Raw genomic sequence first — 18,946 nt, 5'->3', positions numbered from 1 at the left:
GCGGGCCGGTCACTCGGCGGCGTGCTGAAGGGCATCGGGAGCGAAGGGAAATCGGCAGACGACATACGTGCCGACCCCCTCTTCCGACTCGATGGAGACCGTGCCGCCATGCAGCTCGACGAAGCTCTTGACGATGGACAGGCCCAGCCCGGCGCCGCGGCGGCGCTGGCCGGCATCGCGGCCGACGAAGCGGGCGAAGACCTGGTCGAGCATGTCCTCGGGGATGCCGCAGCCATGGTCGCGGACATGGAACTCGATGGCGCTGGCCGTGCGCAGGCAGGCGACGTCGATGGTGCCGCCGACATCGGAGAATCGCAGCGCGTTGGAGATCAGGTTGAACAGCACCTGGCGCAGCCGCCGCTCGTCGGCCTGGATCACCCCGACATCGTCGGCGATGGTCAGCTTCAGCGCGATGCCGCTGTCGGCCAGCCGGTCCTTCAGCCCCTCCACCGCCGCCTGCACGGTCCTTGCGACGTCGACCGAGGAAATGTCGAGCTCCATGATGCCGGCATCGATGGTGGCAAGATCGAGAATGTCGTTGATGATCGCCAGCAGCGCCGAGGAGGAGGAGAGGATGTAGTCGACATACTCCCCCTGCTTGTCGGTCAGCGGGCCGAATTTCGGGTCGGAGAGAAGCTGGGCGAAGCCGATAATGTTGGTCAGCGGCGAGCGCAATTCGTAGGAGACGTGCTGGATGAAGGCGTTCTTGAGCTGGTCGGCCTGTTCCAGCGCCTCGTTCTTGTCGAGCAGGGCGCGCTCGACATTGACCGAGTCCGTCACATTGACGAAGGTCACCAGCGTGCCGCCGTCGGGCAGCGGCACGGTGGCATAGTCGATCGCCTCGCCGCTTTCGCGCTCCAGCCGGTCCGACACCGGCTCGCGGTTGTCGGCAAGGCTGGTCACCGCCGTCACGAGCTGGCGCCAGGTCGCCGCCTCGTCCTCCTCCAGCATCTCCATGTCGACGACGCGGGTGATGTGCGGACTGTCGCCGAGCCGCTCGTCGGCCAGGTCCCACATGGTCTCGAAGGCCGGGTTCCACAGCCGCAGCCGCCCGTCGGAGCCGAACACCGCCACCGCCTCGGACAGGTTGTCCAGCGTCTCGCCCTGGACGCGGATCAACGAGTTGTAGCGGCTTTCCAGCTCCAGCCGCTCGGTGACGTTCTCGTAGATATAGGTGACGCCGCCCTGCGGATGCGGGTTGGCGATGACGCGCAAGGTGCGTCCGTCCGGCAGGTGCCACCAGAACTCGCGCGCGTCGAGCGAGGTATAGGTCTCCAGCAGCTTGTTGCGCCAGCCGCGATAGTCGGCCTGCTCGGGCAGCTTGCGCGCAGCGCGCAGGGCGTCGAGCAGGGCCGCGTCCGTCGGATTGCTTTCGAGGAAACTGGCGTCGAGGTCCCACAGGGCGCGGAAGGCGGCGTTGTAGAACTGCAGCCGCCGGTCGGCGCCGAAGATCGCGACGGCGGTGGCGAGCTGGTCCAGCGTGCGGGCGTGGAAGTCGATGGTGCGGCCGAGTTCCTGGCGCACGTTCTCCAACTCGCTGACATCGATGGCAAGGCCGCCGGAGCCGGTCTCCACCGAGATCTGGGTGATATCGAAGATCCGCCGGGCGCCGGCCGCCACCGCCGGCAGGCGGGCGCGCGCCTGGCCGCTCTCGTCGCGGCCGCGCTCGATCTGGCCGCGGCCCTTGGCGTCGAGGAATTCGACCCTGGCCTCGATAGCCGCCGCGCCGCTGTCGGTTTCCACCGCCCGCGCATAGGCGGCATTGACCCAGACCAGCGCCCCCTCCTCGTCGCGCAGCCACGCGGGCGAGGATATGCCGTCGAGCAGCGCCCGCAGGGTCTGCAGCTCGCGGGTCATGGCGCCGTTGCGCTCGGCCATCACGGCCTGCGACCGGCGCTCGCCGGTCAGGTCGCGCAGCCGCAGCACCGGTGCGCTGGCGGCGAGGCGGCCGCAGATCTCGACCATGCCGCCGGACCGGGTCGGCAGGGTCATGCGGAAGGATTCGCCATGCTGGCGCAACCGGTCGACCGCCTGGTCGAGCGCGGCCGCGGCTCGCGCCTCCAGCCAGGAGCCGAAGGCCAGCAACCGGGCGGGCGAGCGCGGCACGCCGGAGCTCTCGTCCAGCATGCCGGCGACGAAGGGCTCGTCCTCGCCGGGCTGCCACATGACGATGCGCTGGTCGTCGGAGGCGATCAGGCTTTCCAGCCGGTCGAGCCGGGCGACCAGCCGGGCGCTGGTCTGGGTGGCGCTGCTGAGGGTTCCGGAATTGGCCCGCATGTTGCGGATCAGGGTGACGGCGGCGGTCACCGCGAAGGCGACGGCGCCGCCGATCGCGGCGATCCACACCACCTTTTCCGGCGTAAAGGATCCGGACAGCAGCGGATGCGTTGTGGCAGCGGCGTCCTGGGCAAGGCACAGGCCGGTGGAGGCGACGAGGGCCAGCGGCGCGGTCGACAGACCCAGCCGCGCCTTGCGACTCATGTCCCGCCATGCGGCGCGCCTGCGCCCATGTTCCCAGCCGTCCGCCGGCATCCGCTCGTTCCCCTGTCGCCCGTATCGGGTCGCCCGCATCGCAGCGCCCGCATCGGGTCGCCCGTTTCAGGTCATCCGTTTCAGGTCGCCCGCTTCGGGCCACCCGCTTCAGGCCGCCGCCAACGGGCCGTCACGCCAGTTCTGCCTCACGAAGCACCTGATTCGCAAAGACCATAACGCAAACGCGAATCGCGCAGAAGGGTGCGTTACCGAAAAGTAAACGGGGGCCGTGTCATCCACAGCCCCCGTTTCCGCACTCGTTCAAGGGTTCGTCCCCGCCCGGCAGGCCCCGTGCCTGCCGGTTGCGCCGGAAACCGGCGGGATCGATCAGTAGCGGTAATGTTCCGGCTTGTAGGGGCCGGTGGTCTTCACGCCGATATAGTCGGCCTGCGCCGGGGTCAGCTCGGTCAGCTCGACGCCGAGCTTGGCAAGGTGCAGGCGGGCGACGCGCTCGTCGAGATGCTTCGGCAGGACATAGACGTCCTTGTCATAGGCATCCGGGCGGGTCCACAGCTCGATCTGCGCCAGCACCTGGTTGGTGAAGCTGGCCGACATCACGAAGCTCGGATGGCCGGTGGCATTGCCGAGGTTCAGCAGGCGGCCTTCCGACAGCAGGATCATCCGCTTGCCGTCCGGGAACTCGATCATGTCGACCTGCGGCTTGATGTTGATCCACTTGTAGTTGCGCAGCGCCTCAACCTGGATCTCATTGTCGAAGTGGCCGATATTGCCGACGATCGCCATGTCCTTCAGCGACCGCATGTGGTCGAGCGTCACCACATCCTTGTTGCCGGTGGTGGTGATGACGATGTCGGCGCTCGGGGCGGCCGTCTCCAGGGTGACGACCTCGAAGCCGTCCATCGCCGCCTGCAGGGCGCAGATCGGGTCGACCTCGGTCACCTTGACGCGGGCGCCGGCGCCGCGAAGGCTGGCGGCCGAGCCCTTGCCGACATCGCCATAGCCGCAGACGACGGCGGTCTTGCCGGCCATCATCACGTCGGTGCCGCGACGGATGCCGTCGACGAGGCTTTCCTTGCAGCCATACTTGTTGTCGAACTTCGACTTGGTGACGCTGTCGTTGACGTTGATCGCCGGGAACGGCAGCAGGCCCTTGGCCTTGAGCTGGTACAGGCGGTTGACGCCCGTCGTCGTCTCCTCGGAGACGCCGCGGATCTCGTCGCGCTGCTTGGTGAACCAGCCGGGGCTCGCCGCCATGCGCTTGCGGATCTGGGCGAAGAGGATCTTCTCCTCCTCCGAGCCAGGATTGGAGAGCACGTCCTCACCGGCCTCGGCGCGGGCGCCGAGCAGGATATACATGGTGGCGTCGCCGCCATCGTCGAGGATCATGTTGGCCGTGCCTTCGGGGAAGAAGAAGATCCGGTCGCAATAATCCCAGTATTCCTCGAGGGTCTCGCCCTTCTCGGCGAAGACCGGGATGCCGGCGGCGGCGATGGCGGCGGCGGCGTGGTCCTGGGTCGAGAAGATGTTGCAGGAGGCCCAGCGGACCTCGGCGCCGAGCGCCACCAGCGTCTCGATCAGCACGGCGGTCTGGATGGTCATGTGCAGCGAGCCGGCGATGCGCGCGCCCTTGAGCGGCTTCTTCTCGCCGAACTCCTCGCGGCAGGCCATCAGGCCCGGCATCTCGGTCTCGGCGATGTCGATCTCCTTGCGGCCATAGTCGGCCAGGGAGATGTCCTTGACGTAGTAGTCGGTTGCGGTGGTCATCGGTCTCGTCCGCTCACTGTGTTGAAAACTGCGGCCGTGCTGGACGCAGTCGCTGTTTGAACCTGCATTCGCCTGCCCGCAGACGGCCGTCGCGCGACGCGGCGCCTGTGGCCGTCCGCTGGCCTTCCGGGCGCGTCCCGGTCCTGTCTGGCGCCGTGTCATCCGGACTCTCGTCCGGGGTTCGGCGCAGATAACGGCTTGCGCCGGACGCGAGCATCCGGCGGACGCCGGTTTTATAGGCCGGAAATCAGCACAAAGCAATAAGGATATAAAGATTTCTTTATGTCCTCTTCATTCGCAAATCCCTTGCCTTGGTGCGCGGCTCCGGTCCTTCTCCGCCGCCCGTCCGGCCGGACGAGCGCCGAGCCGGAACCGGAGGCTCTTTCAAGGAGTGCTTGTCGCGCCCGCCTCCCCCTGACGTCATTCCGGGCAAGACCTCTCCCCGGTGTCTTTCCGGGCAAGGCCTCTCCTTCGTCATTCCGGCCAAGCGAAGCGCGAGCCGGAACCGGGGAGGCACGGCGGTTGTGGGGACATCCGGGAGCACGCCGGACAGGCCCTCGGCTCCCCGATCCCGGCTCGGCGCTGCGCGCCGTCCGGGAGGACGCGGGGAAGGGTGGTGCGTCCGGGAAGACGTGGCAAGACGCGATTGGGCAGAAGGACGCGGGAGGGACGCGCGTGTTTTCGCCACCGCTCTGGCAGCCAATGGCCCCCGGGTCGCGCTTCGCTTGCCCGGGATGACGTCCGAGGGTGGGCGACGGCGGCGGGATAACGGAAACGACCCTCCGCCGGTCGCCCCACCCACAGGATGTCGTCCCGGTTTCGGCGAAGCCGAAGACCGGGAACCAGTAACCCCGAACGGTTCCAGTGAGGCCTCAGCGCTGCCGCCGGAACGCTGGAGGTTGCTGCCTTCGCACGCCCGCCTACCCCAGCGGATACCGGACGCCTGCCTGCGCAGGCGTGACAGCCGCGGAAGGTGGCGATGCGTCCCGCCTCAACCTTGCCGAGGGGGCCAATGGGTCCCGCCTCTCCGGCCCCGAACAGACCCCGCCATTCCGGCCAGCGGCCGCGTCCGGCGAGGGCTCCGGCAGCGCGGCTCAGTCGGTTTCGCCGAAGCCGCTTTCGACCAGTTCGGCGATGGCGGCAAGCGCGGCTTCCGCCTCGGCCCCGCTGACCGAGACGCGGATCGAGCAGCCGGGGCTGGCGGCCAGCATCATCAGGCCCATGATGGACGTGCCGCCGACCGTCTGGCCGTCCTTCATCACGATCACCTGCGCCTCGAACGTCTCGACCAGCTTCACCAGCTTGGCGGAGGCGCGGGCATGCAGGCCCCGGCGATTGACGATCATCAGGTCGCGGACGAGTCCGACAGCTTGCATCGTGTCCGTCATCCCGACCCCGTCATCCCGACCCCGTCACCCCTGACCCCTCATCCCTGGCCCGACAGCACCTGGCTGGCGACGGAGATGTATTTCTGGCCGGCCTTGCGCGCCTCGTCGACCGCCACGGCGATGGGGATCTCGCCGCGCAGGCTCGCCAGCTTGATCAGCATGGGCAGGTTGACGCCGGCGATCACCTCGATATTGGTGCCGTCCATCACCGAGATCGCGAGGTTCGACGGCGTGCCGCCGAACATGTCGGTCAGCAGCACGACGCCGGCTCCGTCATTGACGCTCGCAACGGCGGCAAGGATGTCCTGCCGACGCTGCTCCATGTCGTCGTCCGGGCCGATGCAGATCGTCTCGATCCGCTCCTGCGGACCGACGACATGCTCCAGCGCAGACTTGAATTCCACCGCCAATCGTCCGTGCGTAACAAGTACGAGACCGATCATGCCCTGTCCGTCATTTGCCCGTCATTGCCTGTCGTGTCGTGTTCGTCCGCGGCGGCCTGTGCACGGCGCCCGGCACGGTCCCGGATTGTTCGGTCGCGCCACCTGCCATGCATCGAGGCCCCCAGCTCCCGGTCGTTCGATGCCGGGCGCCCAATGTCGGCAAGGGAACGCTGCAGTGCAAGAAAAATCGGCGCCGCCGCCGCCTTTTTCGCCAGCTCCCCCCCGCCTTTCCGCCCCGCGCCGCTCACCTGTCGCTCACTGGCCGCTCACTGGCCGCTCACCTGTCGCTCACCTGTCGCTCACTGGCCGCTCCCGCCAGCACCGCCAGCACATGCAGGGCCGAAGCGCCCTCGCGGCCGCACGGCACGGCAAGGCGCGCAAGCGTGACCCCGCACAGTTGCACGCGCATCGCCTCCGGCTCCGGCATCCGCTCCAGCTCCGCCTCCGACACCAGATCGACCACCAGCCGCACCACCGCGCGCGGCTCGAAGGCGAGGGCGACAATGCCCTCCCCGCGCCGCTCCCACAGGCCGGCAAGGGCGGGGGGACAGGTGGCGATCAGCCGGCCCGAACGGGCGTTGAGCGCCACCCGGTCGTCGGCGACCGCCAGCGCCAGGCGGCCGCGCAGGCGCGCCTCGCTGAGGATCCGTTCGCCGAGCCGCGACTTGCCGGCGCCCGAGCGGCCACGGATCAGGATACCGGCGCTGCCGACCAGGATGCAGGACGCATGCACCGTCTCGCCGCTCATCCCCGGCTTTCGGCCGGCAGGCGCACGGTGAAGCGGGCGCCCTCGACGCGGGTCTCGCCGGTCTTGGCGTCCGTCGTCTCGCGGTTCGACACGGTGATGGTGCCGCGATGCGCCTCGACGATCTGCCGGGAGATCGACAGGCCGAGGCCGGAATTGTTGCCGAAGCCCTCGGATTCGGGACGATCCGTGTAGAAGCGCTCGAAGATGCGCTCGCGCAGCTCCGGGCGCACGCCCGGCCCGTCATCGTCCACCGTGATCTCGACCATGTCGGCGGTGCGGTTGGCGGCGATGCGCACGCTGCCGCCCGGCGGCGAGAACGAGCGGGCATTGTCGATCAGGTTGTTGATCACCTGGCCGAGGCGGCTGTCATGGCCGAGCACCCTATAGGGGTGGTCGCGCCGCGAGGGGGCGATCTGCACCGCCACCGGCGCCTCGCCGCTTGCCGCGCGCTCGTTGGCAAGGTCGCAGACGCCGAGCAGCAGCGTCGAGATGTCGATGGGTTCGGCGTCGGCGCGGGCGAGTTCCGCGTCCAGCCGCGAGGCATCGGAAATGTCAGTGATCAGCCGGTCGAGCCGGCGCACGTCGTGCTGGATCACCTCCATCAGCCGGGCGCGTGCCTGCGGCTGCTTGGCCAGCGGCAGCGTCTCGACCGCGCTGCGCAGCGAGGTCAGCGGGTTCTTCAGCTCGTGGGCGACGTCGGCGGCGAAGGTCTCGATCGCATCCATCCGGTTGTAGAGCGCGTTGGTCATGTCGCGCAGGGCCCGCGCCAGGTGGCCGATCTCGTCGCGCCGCTCGGAAAACTGCGGGATCTCCTCGCGCGACTTGATGCCGCGGCGCACCCGCTCGGCCGCCGCCGCCAGCCGGCGCACCGGGCCGGCGATGGTGCCGGCCAGCAGGATCGACAGCACCATCGTCACCGTCGCGGCGACGAGGAAGACGCGGACGATGCCGATGCGCTCGGCCCGCACGATGGCGTCGATGTCGCCGCCTTGCGTCGACAGCAGCAGCGAGCCCAGCACCGCGCGGAAGCGCTGCACCGGCACCGCGACCGAGACGATCAGCTCGCCGCGCGAGGACACGCGCACGACGCTGGCGGGCGAGCCGGCGAGCGCGGCCTCCACCTCCGGATAGGCGCGGCCGTTGCCCGCGCCGATCTCCTCATAGAGCGGCAGGTCGCCGCGGCGGAACCACAGTTTCACATCGGCCCAGATCTGGTCCCAGATGCCGGGTTCCTCCGCGGTCGGCGGCGGCAGGTCGAAGCGCAGGATCTGGCCGCGCGCGTAAAGATGCCGGGAATCGAGGATCAGGATGCCCTCGGGATCGTAGATCCGCGCCCGCGTGCGCGTCGGCGAGATCAGCCGGCGCAGCACCGGGGCGACCCGTTCCGGGTTGATCGGGAAGTCGGTCAGCCGCGAGGCATCGGTCGGCGAGACGCTCTCGCCGGCCTGGAGCTGCAGCAGTTGCTCGGGATCGACCATCAGCCCGTCGGTCTCGACGGTGGCCGAGGCGGCGATGGCGCCGGCGATGATCTCGCCCTGGGTCAGCAGGCTCTGGACGCGGGCGTCGATCAGTCCGGCGCGGAACTGGTTGAGATAGAGGATGCCGCCGACCAGCGCGCACAGGCCGGCAAGGTTGAGCACCAGGATGCGGCGGGTCAGCGAGGAGGTCAGATAAGGGGACAGGGCGCCGCCGATCCGCGACAGGATGCGGCGGCGGAGCCGGCGCGGGGCCGTCTCGCCGCGCCCAGCCGTCGGCCCGTCCCCGGCCCGTGCCGGGGACGCCGGCCGCGGGTCGGCCTCGCGATGCGCCTGCCCGCCCGTGTCCACCTCGATCGCCATTCACCTTCCCCGGCCGGGAGCTCCCGGCCACGCCTTCGTGCCCTGTTTCCGGGCCGCGTCTTCGCGCTCGCGCGCCTCAGCCCTCGCGGAAGCGGTAGCCGACGCCGTACAGCGTCTCGATCATGTCGAAGCTGTCGTCGACCAGCTTGAACTTCTTCCGCAGGCGCTTGATATGGCTATCGATGGTCCGGTCGTCCACATAGACCTGATCGTCATAGGCCGCGTCCATCAGCGCGTTGCGGCTCTTGACCACGCCCGGACGATGCGCCAGCGCGTAGAGGATCAGGAATTCGGTGACCGTCAGCGTCACCGGCTGGCCCTTCCACATCGAGGTGTGGCGCTCCTGATCCATGACCAGGTCGCCGCGCTCCAGCAGCTTGTCGCTTTCCGGCTTGCTGGTCGAGGGATCGCGCGGCTGCACGCGGCGCAGCACCGCCTTGACGCGCTCGACCAGCAGGCGCTGGGAGAACGGTTTGCGGATGAAGTCGTCGGCGCCCATCTTCAGGCCGAACAGCTCGTCGATCTCGTCGTCCTTGCTGGTCAGGAAGATCACCGGCAGGTCCGACTTCTGGCGCAGCCGGCGCAGCAGTTCCATGCCGTCCATGCGCGGCATCTTGATGTCGAAGATGGCAAGATCCGGCGGATCGGTGATCAGCCGGTCGAGGGCCGAGGAGCCGTCCGTATAGGTATGGACCCTGTAGCCTTCGCTCTCCAGCGCAATGGAGACCGAGGTCAGGATGTTGCGGTCGTCGTCTACGAGTGCGATCGTCGGCATGGTCGAAAGCCCTGAACCCGTTCTTCTTGTTCGCTCGTCTTGGTTTACCAGCCTTGGCGGTGCAAATGCGCATAAATTATGGCGAGGCCGGACGGGGCCCGCCAGCCGCCATCACGCCTGCGGCGCCGGCTCCGGCCGGCCCCGCGCGCTCTGGCGCGCGAAGCGCAGGGCAAGGCCGGTGAAGGATACCACGATCCCGGCGATCAGCCCGCCGATCAGCCCGCCCGCGCCGACCTCCAGCCCGATCGCCATCAGATAGGCGGCCGGCACCGCCACCAGCCAGAAGGCGCCGGTCTGCCACAGGGTCGGCCACCACACGTCGCCGAGGCCGCGCAGCGCGCCCATCGCCACCGCCATCGACGCATCGAGCGACAGCATGAAGCCGGCGACGAACAGCGCCTGCGCGGCGGCCTCGACGGTCAGCGGGTCGCTGGTCACCACCCGCGCCGCCGTCTCCGGCGAGACCAGGAACAGCAGGGCGACCGGCAGCGGCCACAGCGCGCCGAGCGCGATCCCGGCCCAGCCGGCGCGCCCGGCATTGGCCGCATCGCCCTCGCCGAAGGCGCGGCCGACCAGGATCGCCGTCGCCCCGCCGGTGCCAACCGCCATCATGAAGGTCAGCGTGACGAGGCTCATCGTCGTCTGATAGGCGGCAAGCTGGGCGGTGCCGAGCCAGCCGGCCATCATCACCACGGTGGCGAAGGCGGCGCTTTCCGCGCCCTGGGCAAGGCCCATCGGCAGGCCGAGCCGGCGCAGCAGGCGCGCGTCCGGGTCCGTCCACAGGCCGACCGCCGCCGCCCCGGCCCGGCGGCGCGGCAGGATGCGGAACCTGTCGTCGCGCCCCGCCTGCCGCAGCAGGATGGCGAGGATGGTCGCCCCGGCAAGGGTGCGCGCAATGGTGCTCGCCAGCATGATGCCTTCCGCCCCGCCGGCGGCGAACAGCCCGCCCCAGCCATAGCCGAAGAGCGCGTTCAGCGGCACGTTGACGAGGTTGGCGGCGAGCATGATCGCCATGCCGGTCTTCGGCCGTCCCGTCGCCTCCATGAACAGGTTGCAGGCGACGAAAATGAGGATGCCCGGCATGCCGAAGCCGAAGGCGAGCGAGACGCGCGCCGCGCCTGCGGCAAGGTCCGCCTCCTGCCCGGTCGCCCGGAAGAACGGCTCGGCCAGCAGCGACAGGACGAGACAGAAGAGACCCAGCGCCAGCGCATGGGCGAGCGAGGCACGCAGCACCGCGCCGGCGCGCGGGGCATCGCCCGCGCCGAGCGCCTGCGCGGCCAGCACCGCGGTCGCCTGCAGCGCGCCGACGGCGATCATCATCAAGGTAAGCTGCGGCGCGACGCCGAGGCCGAAATGGGCAAGGTCGGCGGCGCTCGCCCGGCCCGCCATCACCGTGTCGACGGTGAACATCACCACCAGCGCCGCGCGCGAGACGATGATCGGCAGCGCCAGCGCCACGGTGGCGCGGAGATGATGCCCCGTCGGGGCGGGAATGGACCTGCGTGGTGTCGACATCTGGGCCTGAACAGGGAGGCGGCGGGTGGCAATCGGGCCCGCGACCATAGCCGAAACCTCCGCGCCGGTCATCGCCGCCGCGGATGCCTCGCCGCGAGCCCCCCGATTCTTCCCCCCAATTCGGGGCTCCTCCCCCGCGAAAACCCATGGCTTTGAACGGATGATCCGCGAATGATCTGATATGAAACGAGTATTCCACCGGAGCACGCGCCGGAACCGTATTATTTTTCCTTAAAAAATAATTATAATCACAGAAATGGTGAATTAAATCGATTTAGCCGCAAGCTTGCCACCTTCGTTGCGCTTGTTGATTTCAGGGCCATCCACTAGGTTCGCTCTGCCAAAAGCGAAAAAGAAAAGCAGGGCCGGACCTGAAAAACAGGTCGACGGCCGTTCCGTGCGCCGGCACAGGGCCGCCGGCGGGTCATCGCTACCGGAGTCATATTGCGACCTCGCGACAGGAGCGAACGCGCGGCGACCGGCAGTATCAGCGGCCCCATGGCGGGCCGGGCGAACCAACACGATACAGGGATTTCGGAAACATGGCGGACCAGGGCGTAGAGCTGTCTTCGAAAGACGCGGGCATGTGCGGCTTGAAGGAGCTCGGCGGACTTTATCGCAACCTCACGGCGCCTGCGCTTTACGAGCACGCCCTTGGCCGCAACGAGGCGGTGCTTGCCGAGGGCGGCGCCCTCGTCGCCGACACCGGCGTCCATACCGGCCGCTCGCCGAAGGACAAGTTCATCGTTCTCGACGACACCACCCGCGACACCGTGTGGTGGGACAATTCCAGCGCCATGAGCCCCGAGCAGTTCGCCGCGCTCCATGCCGACATGGCCGCCCATGCCAGGGGCATGTCGCTCTACGCCCAGGACCTTTTCGGCGGCGCCGACCCGGTCCACCGGATCAAGGTCCGCGTCTTCACCGAATATGCCTGGCATTCCCTGTTCATCCGCAACCTGCTGATCCGTCCGGGCGCCGCCGAGCTCGCTGAGTTCGCGCCCGAGATGACGATCATCGACCTGCCGAGCTTCCGCGCCGATCCCGCGCGCCACGGCTGCCGCACCGAGACGGTGATCGCCTGCGACTTCACCAACCGCATCGTCCTGATCGGCGGCACCTCCTATGCCGGCGAGATGAAGAAGTCCGTCTTCTCGATGCTGAACTTCCTGCTGCCGGCCAGCCGGGTAATGCCGATGCACTGTTCGGCCAATGTCGGCGACGAGGGTGACACGGCCGTGTTCTTCGGCCTGTCCGGCACCGGCAAGACCACCCTCTCCGCCGACCCCTCGCGCACGCTGATCGGCGACGACGAGCACGGCTGGGGACCGGACGGCGTCTTCAACTTCGAGGGCGGCTGCTACGCCAAGACGATCAAGCTGTCGGCCGAGGCGGAGCCGGAGATCTACGCCACCACCCAGCGCTTCGGCACCGTGCTGGAGAATGTGGTGCTCGACCCCGACACCCGGGTGCCCGACTTCGACGACGGCTCGAAGACCGAGAACACCCGCTGCGCCTATCCGATCCACTTCATCTCCAATGCCAGCCCGACGGGGCGCGCGCCGCATCCGAAGAACATCATCATGCTGACGGCGGATGCCTTCGGCGTGCTGCCGCCGATCGCCCGGCTGACCCCGGCGCAGGCGATGTATCACTTCCTGTCGGGCTACACGGCCAAGGTCGCCGGCACCGAAAAGGGCGTGACGGAGCCGCAGGCGACCTTCTCCACCTGTTTCGGCGCCCCGTTCATGTCGCGCCATCCCTCGGAATACGGCAACCTGCTGCGCTCGCTGATCGCCGCGCATCAGGTCGACTGCTGGCTGGTCAACACCGGCTGGACGGGCGGCGCCTACGGCACCGGCCACCGCATGCCGATCCGCGCCACCCGCACGCTGCTCACCGCCGCGCTGGACGGGTCGCTGCGCGATGTCGCCTTCCGCACGGACGCGAATTTCGGCTTCGCCGTTCCGGTCGAGGTGCCGGGCGTCGACGCGGCGATCCTCGACCCGCGCTCGACCTGGGCCGACAAGGACGCCTATGACGCGCAGGCCGCCAAGCTGGTGGACATGTTCGTCAGCAACTTCGCCAAGTTCGAAAGCCATGTCGACGGCGCGATCCTCGCCGCCGCCCCGTCCTTCCGCGCCGCGGCCGAGTAACGCCGCAGCGGACCGGCCTTCCGCGCTGCGACCGGACAACCCGCGCCGCAGCGCTGACTGACTGAAGGGCGCCGCAGCCTCGCGGCGCCCTTTTTCGTTAGGGGCGGCGCCCGTGCGGGGAGCGGCCCGCGCACCCTCGCAACCGCTCTGGCAACCAATAGGCCCCGGCTCTCCGGCTTCGCCTGCGGCCGGGGTGACGGCAGAGGGGATGCAAGGCCGTGCCACCCTCTCGAGGGTCATCCCGGTCCAGCGCAGCGCAGAACCGGGAACCATTGGCGCCCTCGGCAGGGGCGGGACGGCTTAGAGCGACAGAGCAACTCCGAAAAGTCTGTTCTTCGAGGGACTGCAAATTATTCAATCGATCGAGCATCGCTCCGTGTCGTCATGTGCCGACACGCCCAGACCGCATCTTGCCAACGGGTAGCGAATGCATCAGACACAACAAACCACGATCCATGTACTCCCGCTCCGTGATTCCTCCCCATACACGAGCAAGTACATTCATGTTTTCTAGCATTCATACAGGCCGGAGCGCATTTTTCCTGCTCGCGATACGGCTGTATGATATAAACTTCATTGTATTTTTCCAAAGATCTATTCACAACATCACTGAACCATTTTTTTGGTATCTCCCAATATTTTCCATTTTCAACCCATCTACGTTTCATGCGCTCCCCGTTCCGTAGCCATTCAAAACTGTCCTCAGCCTCAGGTAGGCGCAGCCTTATCTTCTGGCCAACAGCTACACGCCTCAGGATAACGGGGCACCTTGCTTGGTTCCAAATCTTGCGCATTTTCAGTTCATCAAATTCGATCATGTAATTTTTTCCGATGAAAATCAAATAACTGGCGGAAACTCAAAGATTACGACAAAAAGCCCATCTTGTCTAAGACGCCCCCTTCCGACCAAAGGCCAGCAACAGGACGCCTGTGCAGCGCGCCGGGGTGAGCCTATATTCGGGGCAACGAAGGAGACGGACATGCAGCAGGATGCAATCCGGGTGGACGCCGATCCGCTGGCGCTGGCCGAAAGCTGGACGCGCGAGGGCCGCAGGGTCGCCCTTGCCACCGTGATCGAGACCTGGGGCTCGGCGCCGCGCCCGGTCGGCGCCCATCTGGTCATCGACGCCGAGGGGAATTTCGAGGGCTCGGTGTCCGGCGGCTGCGTCGAGGGCGCGGTCGTCGCCGAGGCGGCCGAGGTGATCGAGACCGGCAGGCCCGCCATGCTGGAATTCGGCGTCGCCGACGAGACCGCCTGGCGCGTCGGCCTGTCCTGCGGCGGCCGCATCCGCGTCTATGTCGAGCCGGTGGCGCAGCCGGCCTGAACCGTCGGCACCCGCCTCCGCCGTGCCCGTCCGGCGCAGTCTCCGGCGATCCGGTCGCCAGACTTCAGGCAGCCAGACTTCAGACCGGCCAGACTTCAGACAGGCCAGACTTCAGCAGAGCCAGACACCAACCCCGCCAGGACCCGCCCATGGACCTTCAGCTCCTCGCCCGGTTCAACGCCGCCCGCAGTGGCCGCAAGCCGGCGATCCTCGTCACCGAGATCGGCAGCGGCGCCCAGCGCCTCGTCGCCCCAAGCGACATCGCGGACGCCGATCCGCTGGCGGCGGAACTGCGCGCAAGGCTCCGCTCCGGCAAGTCCGGCCTGATCGCACTTGAAGGCGGCGGCCAGGCGTTTCTGACCGTCAGCGTGCCGCCGCCGCGCATCGTGCTGATCGGCGCCGTCCATATCAGCCAGGCTCTCGTGCCGATGGGGCAGATCGCCGGCTTCGACGTGACCGTCGTCGACCCGCGCACCGCCTTCGCAACGCCGGAGAGGTTTCCGGACGGCACGCTGCTCGCCGAATGGCCGGCCGACGTGCTGGAGCAGCTCTCGCTCGATCCCTACACCGCGCTCGCCGCGCTCACCCACGATCCGAAGATCGACGATGTGCCGCTTGCCGCCGCGCTGTCGGCCGGGTGCTTCTATGTCGGCGCGCTCGGCAGCCGCAAGACCCATGGCAAGCGCCGCGAGCGGCTGCAGAAGGCCGGGGTGACGCCGGATGCCTTCGCGCGCATCGACGCGCCGATCGGCGCCGATATCGGCGCCGCCTCGCCGGCCGAGATCGCCGTCGCCGTGCTCGCCAACATCATCGCCGCGCTGCGCAAGGGTCCCGAGCTCAAGGGAGAAGGAGGCCGGCCGTGAAGTTCGGCCCGCTTGCCACGAGGGACGCGGAGGGCGCCCTGCTCGCCCACACGCTACGGCTTGCCGACGGTGCGCTGAAGAAGGGGCACCGGCTCACCGCCGACGACATCGCGCGGATCCTCAAGGCCGGGATCGCCGAGGTCATCGCCGCCCGGCTCGGCCCGGATGACTGCCACGAGGACGAGGCGGCGCACCGCATCGCGAAGGCCGCGTCCGGCGGCGGCCTGACGCTGGAGCCGCCGTTCACCGGCCGGGTCAATTTCCATGCGGATGCCGACGGGGTGCTGGTGGTCGACAAGGACGCGATCGACCGGACCAACCGCATCGATCCGGCGATCACCCTGGCGACCCTGCCGGCCTTCGCCCGCGTCACCCGGGGGCGCATGGTGGCGACCGCCAAGATCATCCCCTTCGCCGCGCCGCGCGCCGATGTGGAGGCCGCCTGCGACACCGTGCGCGGGGCGGTGCATCTCGCCCCGTTCCGTGCGCGGCCCGTCGCGCTGGTGGCGACGCAGCTCGCCCATCTCAAGCCCGCCACCCTCGACAAGACCCGGCGGATCACCGAGAGCCGCCTTGCCGTCTACGGAGCGCAGCTCGCGGGCGAGACGCGCGTCGCCCACGACACGGAGGCGGTGGCGGAGGCGATCGCGGCGCAGATCGCGGACGGGGCGGAGCTGGTGCTGGTGTTCGGCGCCTCGGCCATTGTCGACCGGGACGACGTCATCCCCTGCGCGATCGAGCGCGCCGGCGGCACGATCACCCATTTCGGCATGCCGGTCGATCCGGGCAACCTGCTGCTGGTCGGCGAGGTCGGCGGCGTGCCGGTGCTCGGCGCGCCGGGCTGCGCCCGCAGCCCCAAGGAAAACGGCTTCGACTGGGTGCTCGACCGGCTGATGGCGGACCTGCCCGTCACGCGCCAGGAGATCACCGGCCTGGGCGTCGGCGGGCTGTTGATGGAGATCGGCACCCGGCCGCAACCGCGCGAAATGCCGCGCGAGGTGGCACAGGCGGCGGACCCGCGCCGGCGCCGGGTCGAGGGCATCCTGCTCGCCGCCGGCCAGTCGCGCCGGGCCGGCGGCGTCAACAAGTTGCTGGCGCGGATCGGCGGCGAGCCGCTGGTGCGCATCGCCGCCAGGGCCGCGCTGGCAAGCGGGCTGTCCCGCCTCACCGTGGTGACCGGCCACATGCGCGAAGACGTCGAGGCGGCGCTTGAAGGGCTCGACGTCGCGCTGGCGCACAATCCGGACCATGCGGAGGGCATGGCCTCGTCGATCCGCACCGGCATCAAGGCGCTCAGGCCGGACGCGGACGCGGCGATGATCCTGCTCGCCGACATGCCGGGCGTCACGGCGGCCGTGCTCGACCGGCTGATCACGGCCTATCGTCCGGACGAGGGCGTCACCCTGGTGCTCGCCACTTCCGGCGGCAAGCGCGGCAATCCGGTGCTGTGGGACCGCGGCCATTTCGACGCGCTGGCGCGGCTGGAGGGCGACACCGGCGCCCGCCATCTCATCGGCCAGCACGCCGCCGCCCTGCGCGAGGTGGAGATCGGCGAGGCCGCGCGGCTCGACCTCGACACCCGCGAGGCGCTGGCGGCGGCCGGGGCGGAGGTTGGCGAAGCCCCGTCGCCATCGGCGTCACCGAACTGAAAAACTTCAAAGGATTGACGTTTTCTCCCTGATGGACAGTAATAGGGCCGTTCCGCGCTCGCGACTGCTGGCGAGGGCGGGAGGGGAACGGCTGCCCGTCAGAGGAGGAGACGGCATGACGGTATCCAGGACGACGCTGTCCATGAGCCCGATATCCGTGAGCCGGATATCCATGACCCGGAGGGCGCTGCTCGTCGGTGCGGGCGCGCTGGCGGCGAACATCTCGCTGCCGATGCCGGCGATCGCGTCCTCGAAATGGTTCGACGGGGCCGAAGCGGACAACGGCTTCAGCTTCCGGCGCACCAATTTCTCGGTGATCAAGCCGCAATGGCGCCGGCAGATGGTCAAGTATTTCTCGCCCGAATCGCCCGGCACCGTCGTCGTCGACACGCGCAATCATTATCTCTACTGGATCTGGGAGAACAACACGGCGCTGCGCTACGGCGTCGGCGTCGGCCGCGAGGGCTTCCAGTGGTTCGGCCGCGCCCAGGTCCGGCGCAAGGCGCTGTGGCCGCGCTGGGTGCCGCCGCCGGAGATGCGCCAGCGCCAGCCCGACCTGCCGCAGATGGTGGAGGGCGGCGCGCCGAGCAACCCCCTGGGGCCGCGCGCGCTCTACCTGCATCACGACAGCGGCGCCGACACCGGCTACCGGCTGCACGGCACGCTGGAGCCTTGGAGCATCGGCAGCAACGTGTCGTCTGGCTGCATCCGCATGTTCCCGGAGGACATCATCGACCTCTACCAGCGCTGCCCGGTCGGAACCCGCGTGTCGGTTCTCGAACATCTGGGCGCCGGCACCCCGCAGGACCAGGAGCGCACGTGACCTCATCCGCGACACCCCTCGCCGCCCGCTCCCTGCCGGGACCGGCGCCGACCGTCCGTCTCCTTGCCGCGCTGGCCGCCTGCGGCCTGCTGGCCGCCTGCAACACAGTGGAGAACGTCGCCTCGCCGGACATCACCAATGCGCCGGTGCTCGGCTTCGCCAACATGGAGCCGGGCAGCGAGGAGGCCTTCATGCTCAATGTCGGCCGGCGCACCTATTTCGCGCCCGGTTCGGCGGAGATCGACGAGACCGCGCGCATGACGCTCGACAAGCAGGCCGACTGGCTGACCGCCAACCGGCACTGGTACGCCAAGATCCAGGGCTTTTCCGACGATCCGGGCAGCCCCGGCGACAACGGCACCCTGTCGACGCGCCGGGCCAATGCGGTGATGGCCTATCTGGTTGGCAAGGGCGTTGCGCCGAACCGGCTGTGGGCCAAGGGCTACGGCACCGAGCGCAAGGTGCGCGACTGTCCGGCGGAGGAATGCAAGGCGCAGAACCGCCGGGTGGTCACCAACCTGCGCGAGGAGCGCGAGCGCTAGGCGCGCACGCCAGGCCGGAACGAGAGGCCGGGGAGGAGAGGGCCGGGACGAGAGGCTCGCACCTGGCGCTGCCCCCTGCCCGCCGGCCGGCGATCGCGTCGCCGTCCCGGCGCCTATTCCGGTACCCATTCTGGCACCCAATCTGGCGGCTCGGCGTTAACCACATCGCTGCACTGCAATAAAGGCATGGCTCCCATGCCGGGGACGCGTTTGGCCTTTGGCAATATGACACCTATATTACAGTCATCAGATCGACGCCGGGCCTCGAGCGCCCGGCTTTTTTGACGCCGCGGCCGCAAGGCCTGCGCTCCTGACACCGATACCCCGGCAAGACCCGCGGATCGCGCTTCGCAGCGCCAGGCGTCGCAGCTTGAAGGATCAGACCGATGAACGAACTCCGTTTGCCGCGTGCCGGCCAGTGCAAGTGGGCCGAGGGCACCGGCGGCAACTACACCTTCCCCTGCCGCAACCGCGTCGAGGCCGGCGTCTCCTATTGCGGCGAGCATCACGCCTTGGTCTATATCTCGGCCGAGGAGCGTCGCCGCAATCGCGAGAGCGCGCCGATCGCCTTCCGGGCACAGCGCCGCATCGCCGCCTGATCCGGCGCGCGCCTCGCCGGCCGGG

15 protein-coding genes are annotated in these 18,946 nt (G+C 68.7%); 7 read left to right on the top strand and 8 right to left on the bottom strand.

Going from position 1 to position 18,946, the window contains the following annotated elements; genetic code table 11:
* Nucleotides 1–9 precede the first annotated feature (9 nt).
* The 8 genes from TSB10GB4_RS19910 to TSB10GB4_RS19875 form a co-directional block, all read right to left on the bottom strand.
* A complete protein-coding gene (locus TSB10GB4_RS19910) occupies nucleotides 10–2,481 on the bottom strand; it encodes a PAS domain-containing sensor histidine kinase (RefSeq protein ID WP_186397162.1) in 2,472 nt (823 codons plus the stop codon).
* Between the two features lie 378 nt (nucleotides 2,482–2,859).
* Nucleotides 2,860–4,257 (bottom strand): adenosylhomocysteinase, encoded by a 1,398-nt coding sequence (gene ahcY, locus TSB10GB4_RS19905; protein WP_186397161.1) that lies wholly within the window; start codon nucleotides 4,255–4,257, stop codon nucleotides 2,860–2,862.
* Nucleotides 4,258–5,351: 1,094 nt separating this feature from the next.
* The gene (locus tag TSB10GB4_RS19900; RefSeq protein WP_186388743.1) at nucleotides 5,352–5,645 is read right to left on the bottom strand and encodes an HPr family phosphocarrier protein; all 294 of its coding nucleotides are present in this window, start codon (nucleotides 5,643–5,645) and stop codon (nucleotides 5,352–5,354) included.
* A gap of 38 nt (nucleotides 5,646–5,683) precedes the next feature.
* On the bottom strand, nucleotides 5,684–6,088 hold the full coding sequence (locus TSB10GB4_RS19895; protein ID WP_186397160.1) for a PTS sugar transporter subunit IIA: 405 nt from the start codon (nucleotides 6,086–6,088) through the stop codon (nucleotides 5,684–5,686).
* 277 nt (nucleotides 6,089–6,365) lie between these two features.
* Nucleotides 6,366–6,836, bottom strand: coding sequence for an HPr kinase/phosphorylase (locus tag TSB10GB4_RS19890; RefSeq protein ID WP_186397159.1), 471 nt, complete (start codon nucleotides 6,834–6,836; stop codon nucleotides 6,366–6,368).
* Nucleotides 6,833–8,674 carry a sensor histidine kinase gene (locus TSB10GB4_RS19885; RefSeq protein WP_186388740.1) on the bottom strand — a complete coding sequence of 614 codons (1,842 nt, stop codon included), beginning with the start codon at nucleotides 8,672–8,674 and terminating at the stop codon, nucleotides 6,833–6,835. Before TSB10GB4_RS19885 ends, TSB10GB4_RS19890 begins: the two co-directional genes overlap by 4 nt.
* A 76-nt stretch (nucleotides 8,675–8,750) precedes the next feature.
* Entirely contained in the window at nucleotides 8,751–9,449 is a 699-nt protein-coding gene (locus TSB10GB4_RS19880) for a response regulator transcription factor (RefSeq protein WP_186388739.1), read from the bottom strand.
* 111 nt (nucleotides 9,450–9,560) lie between these two features.
* Nucleotides 9,561–10,964: an MATE family efflux transporter gene (locus TSB10GB4_RS19875; protein ID WP_186397158.1), complete on the bottom strand. Its 1,404-nt coding sequence runs from the start codon at nucleotides 10,962–10,964 to the stop codon at nucleotides 9,561–9,563.
* A 542-nt stretch (nucleotides 10,965–11,506) separates the two neighbouring features.
* Between TSB10GB4_RS19875 and TSB10GB4_RS19870 the strand changes: the two genes are divergently transcribed.
* The 7 genes from TSB10GB4_RS19870 to TSB10GB4_RS19840 all read left to right on the top strand — a co-directional run bounded on the left by TSB10GB4_RS19870 (nucleotide 11,507) and on the right by TSB10GB4_RS19840 (nucleotide 18,921).
* Nucleotides 11,507–13,120 carry a phosphoenolpyruvate carboxykinase gene (locus TSB10GB4_RS19870; protein WP_186397157.1) on the top strand — a complete coding sequence of 538 codons (1,614 nt, stop codon included), beginning with the start codon at nucleotides 11,507–11,509 and terminating at the stop codon, nucleotides 13,118–13,120.
* A 980-nt stretch (nucleotides 13,121–14,100) separates the two neighbouring features.
* On the top strand, nucleotides 14,101–14,445 hold the full coding sequence (locus TSB10GB4_RS19865; RefSeq protein ID WP_186397156.1) for an XdhC family protein: 345 nt from the start codon (nucleotides 14,101–14,103) through the stop codon (nucleotides 14,443–14,445).
* A gap of 149 nt (nucleotides 14,446–14,594) precedes the next feature.
* Nucleotides 14,595–15,308, top strand: coding sequence for an XdhC family protein (locus TSB10GB4_RS19860; RefSeq protein ID WP_186397155.1), 714 nt, complete (start codon nucleotides 14,595–14,597; stop codon nucleotides 15,306–15,308).
* Nucleotides 15,305–16,957: an NTP transferase domain-containing protein gene (locus tag TSB10GB4_RS19855; protein ID WP_186397154.1), complete on the top strand. Its 1,653-nt coding sequence runs from the start codon at nucleotides 15,305–15,307 to the stop codon at nucleotides 16,955–16,957. The genes TSB10GB4_RS19860 and TSB10GB4_RS19855 overlap by 4 nt, the downstream gene beginning before the upstream one ends.
* 166 nt (nucleotides 16,958–17,123) lie before the next feature.
* On the top strand, nucleotides 17,124–17,780 hold the full coding sequence (locus tag TSB10GB4_RS19850; protein ID WP_186388964.1) for a L,D-transpeptidase: 657 nt from the start codon (nucleotides 17,124–17,126) through the stop codon (nucleotides 17,778–17,780).
* The gene (locus TSB10GB4_RS19845) at nucleotides 17,777–18,322 is read left to right on the top strand and encodes an OmpA family protein (RefSeq protein WP_244570972.1); all 546 of its coding nucleotides are present in this window, start codon (nucleotides 17,777–17,779) and stop codon (nucleotides 18,320–18,322) included. The genes TSB10GB4_RS19850 and TSB10GB4_RS19845 overlap by 4 nt, the downstream gene beginning before the upstream one ends.
* A 386-nt stretch (nucleotides 18,323–18,708) precedes the next feature.
* Nucleotides 18,709–18,921, top strand: a complete 213-nt coding sequence (locus TSB10GB4_RS19840; protein WP_186397153.1) for a hypothetical protein — start codon at nucleotides 18,709–18,711, stop codon at nucleotides 18,919–18,921.
* The last annotated feature ends 25 nt before the right edge of the window (nucleotides 18,922–18,946 follow it).

The sequence above is a fragment of the Stappia sp. TSB10GB4 genome (assembly GCF_900185745.1).
In the GTDB taxonomy this organism is placed as follows: Bacteria; Pseudomonadota; Alphaproteobacteria; order Rhizobiales; family Stappiaceae; genus Stappia.
The sequence above is the reverse complement of the archived record's forward strand: the minus strand, read 5'-3'. Positions and strand labels throughout refer to the sequence as shown.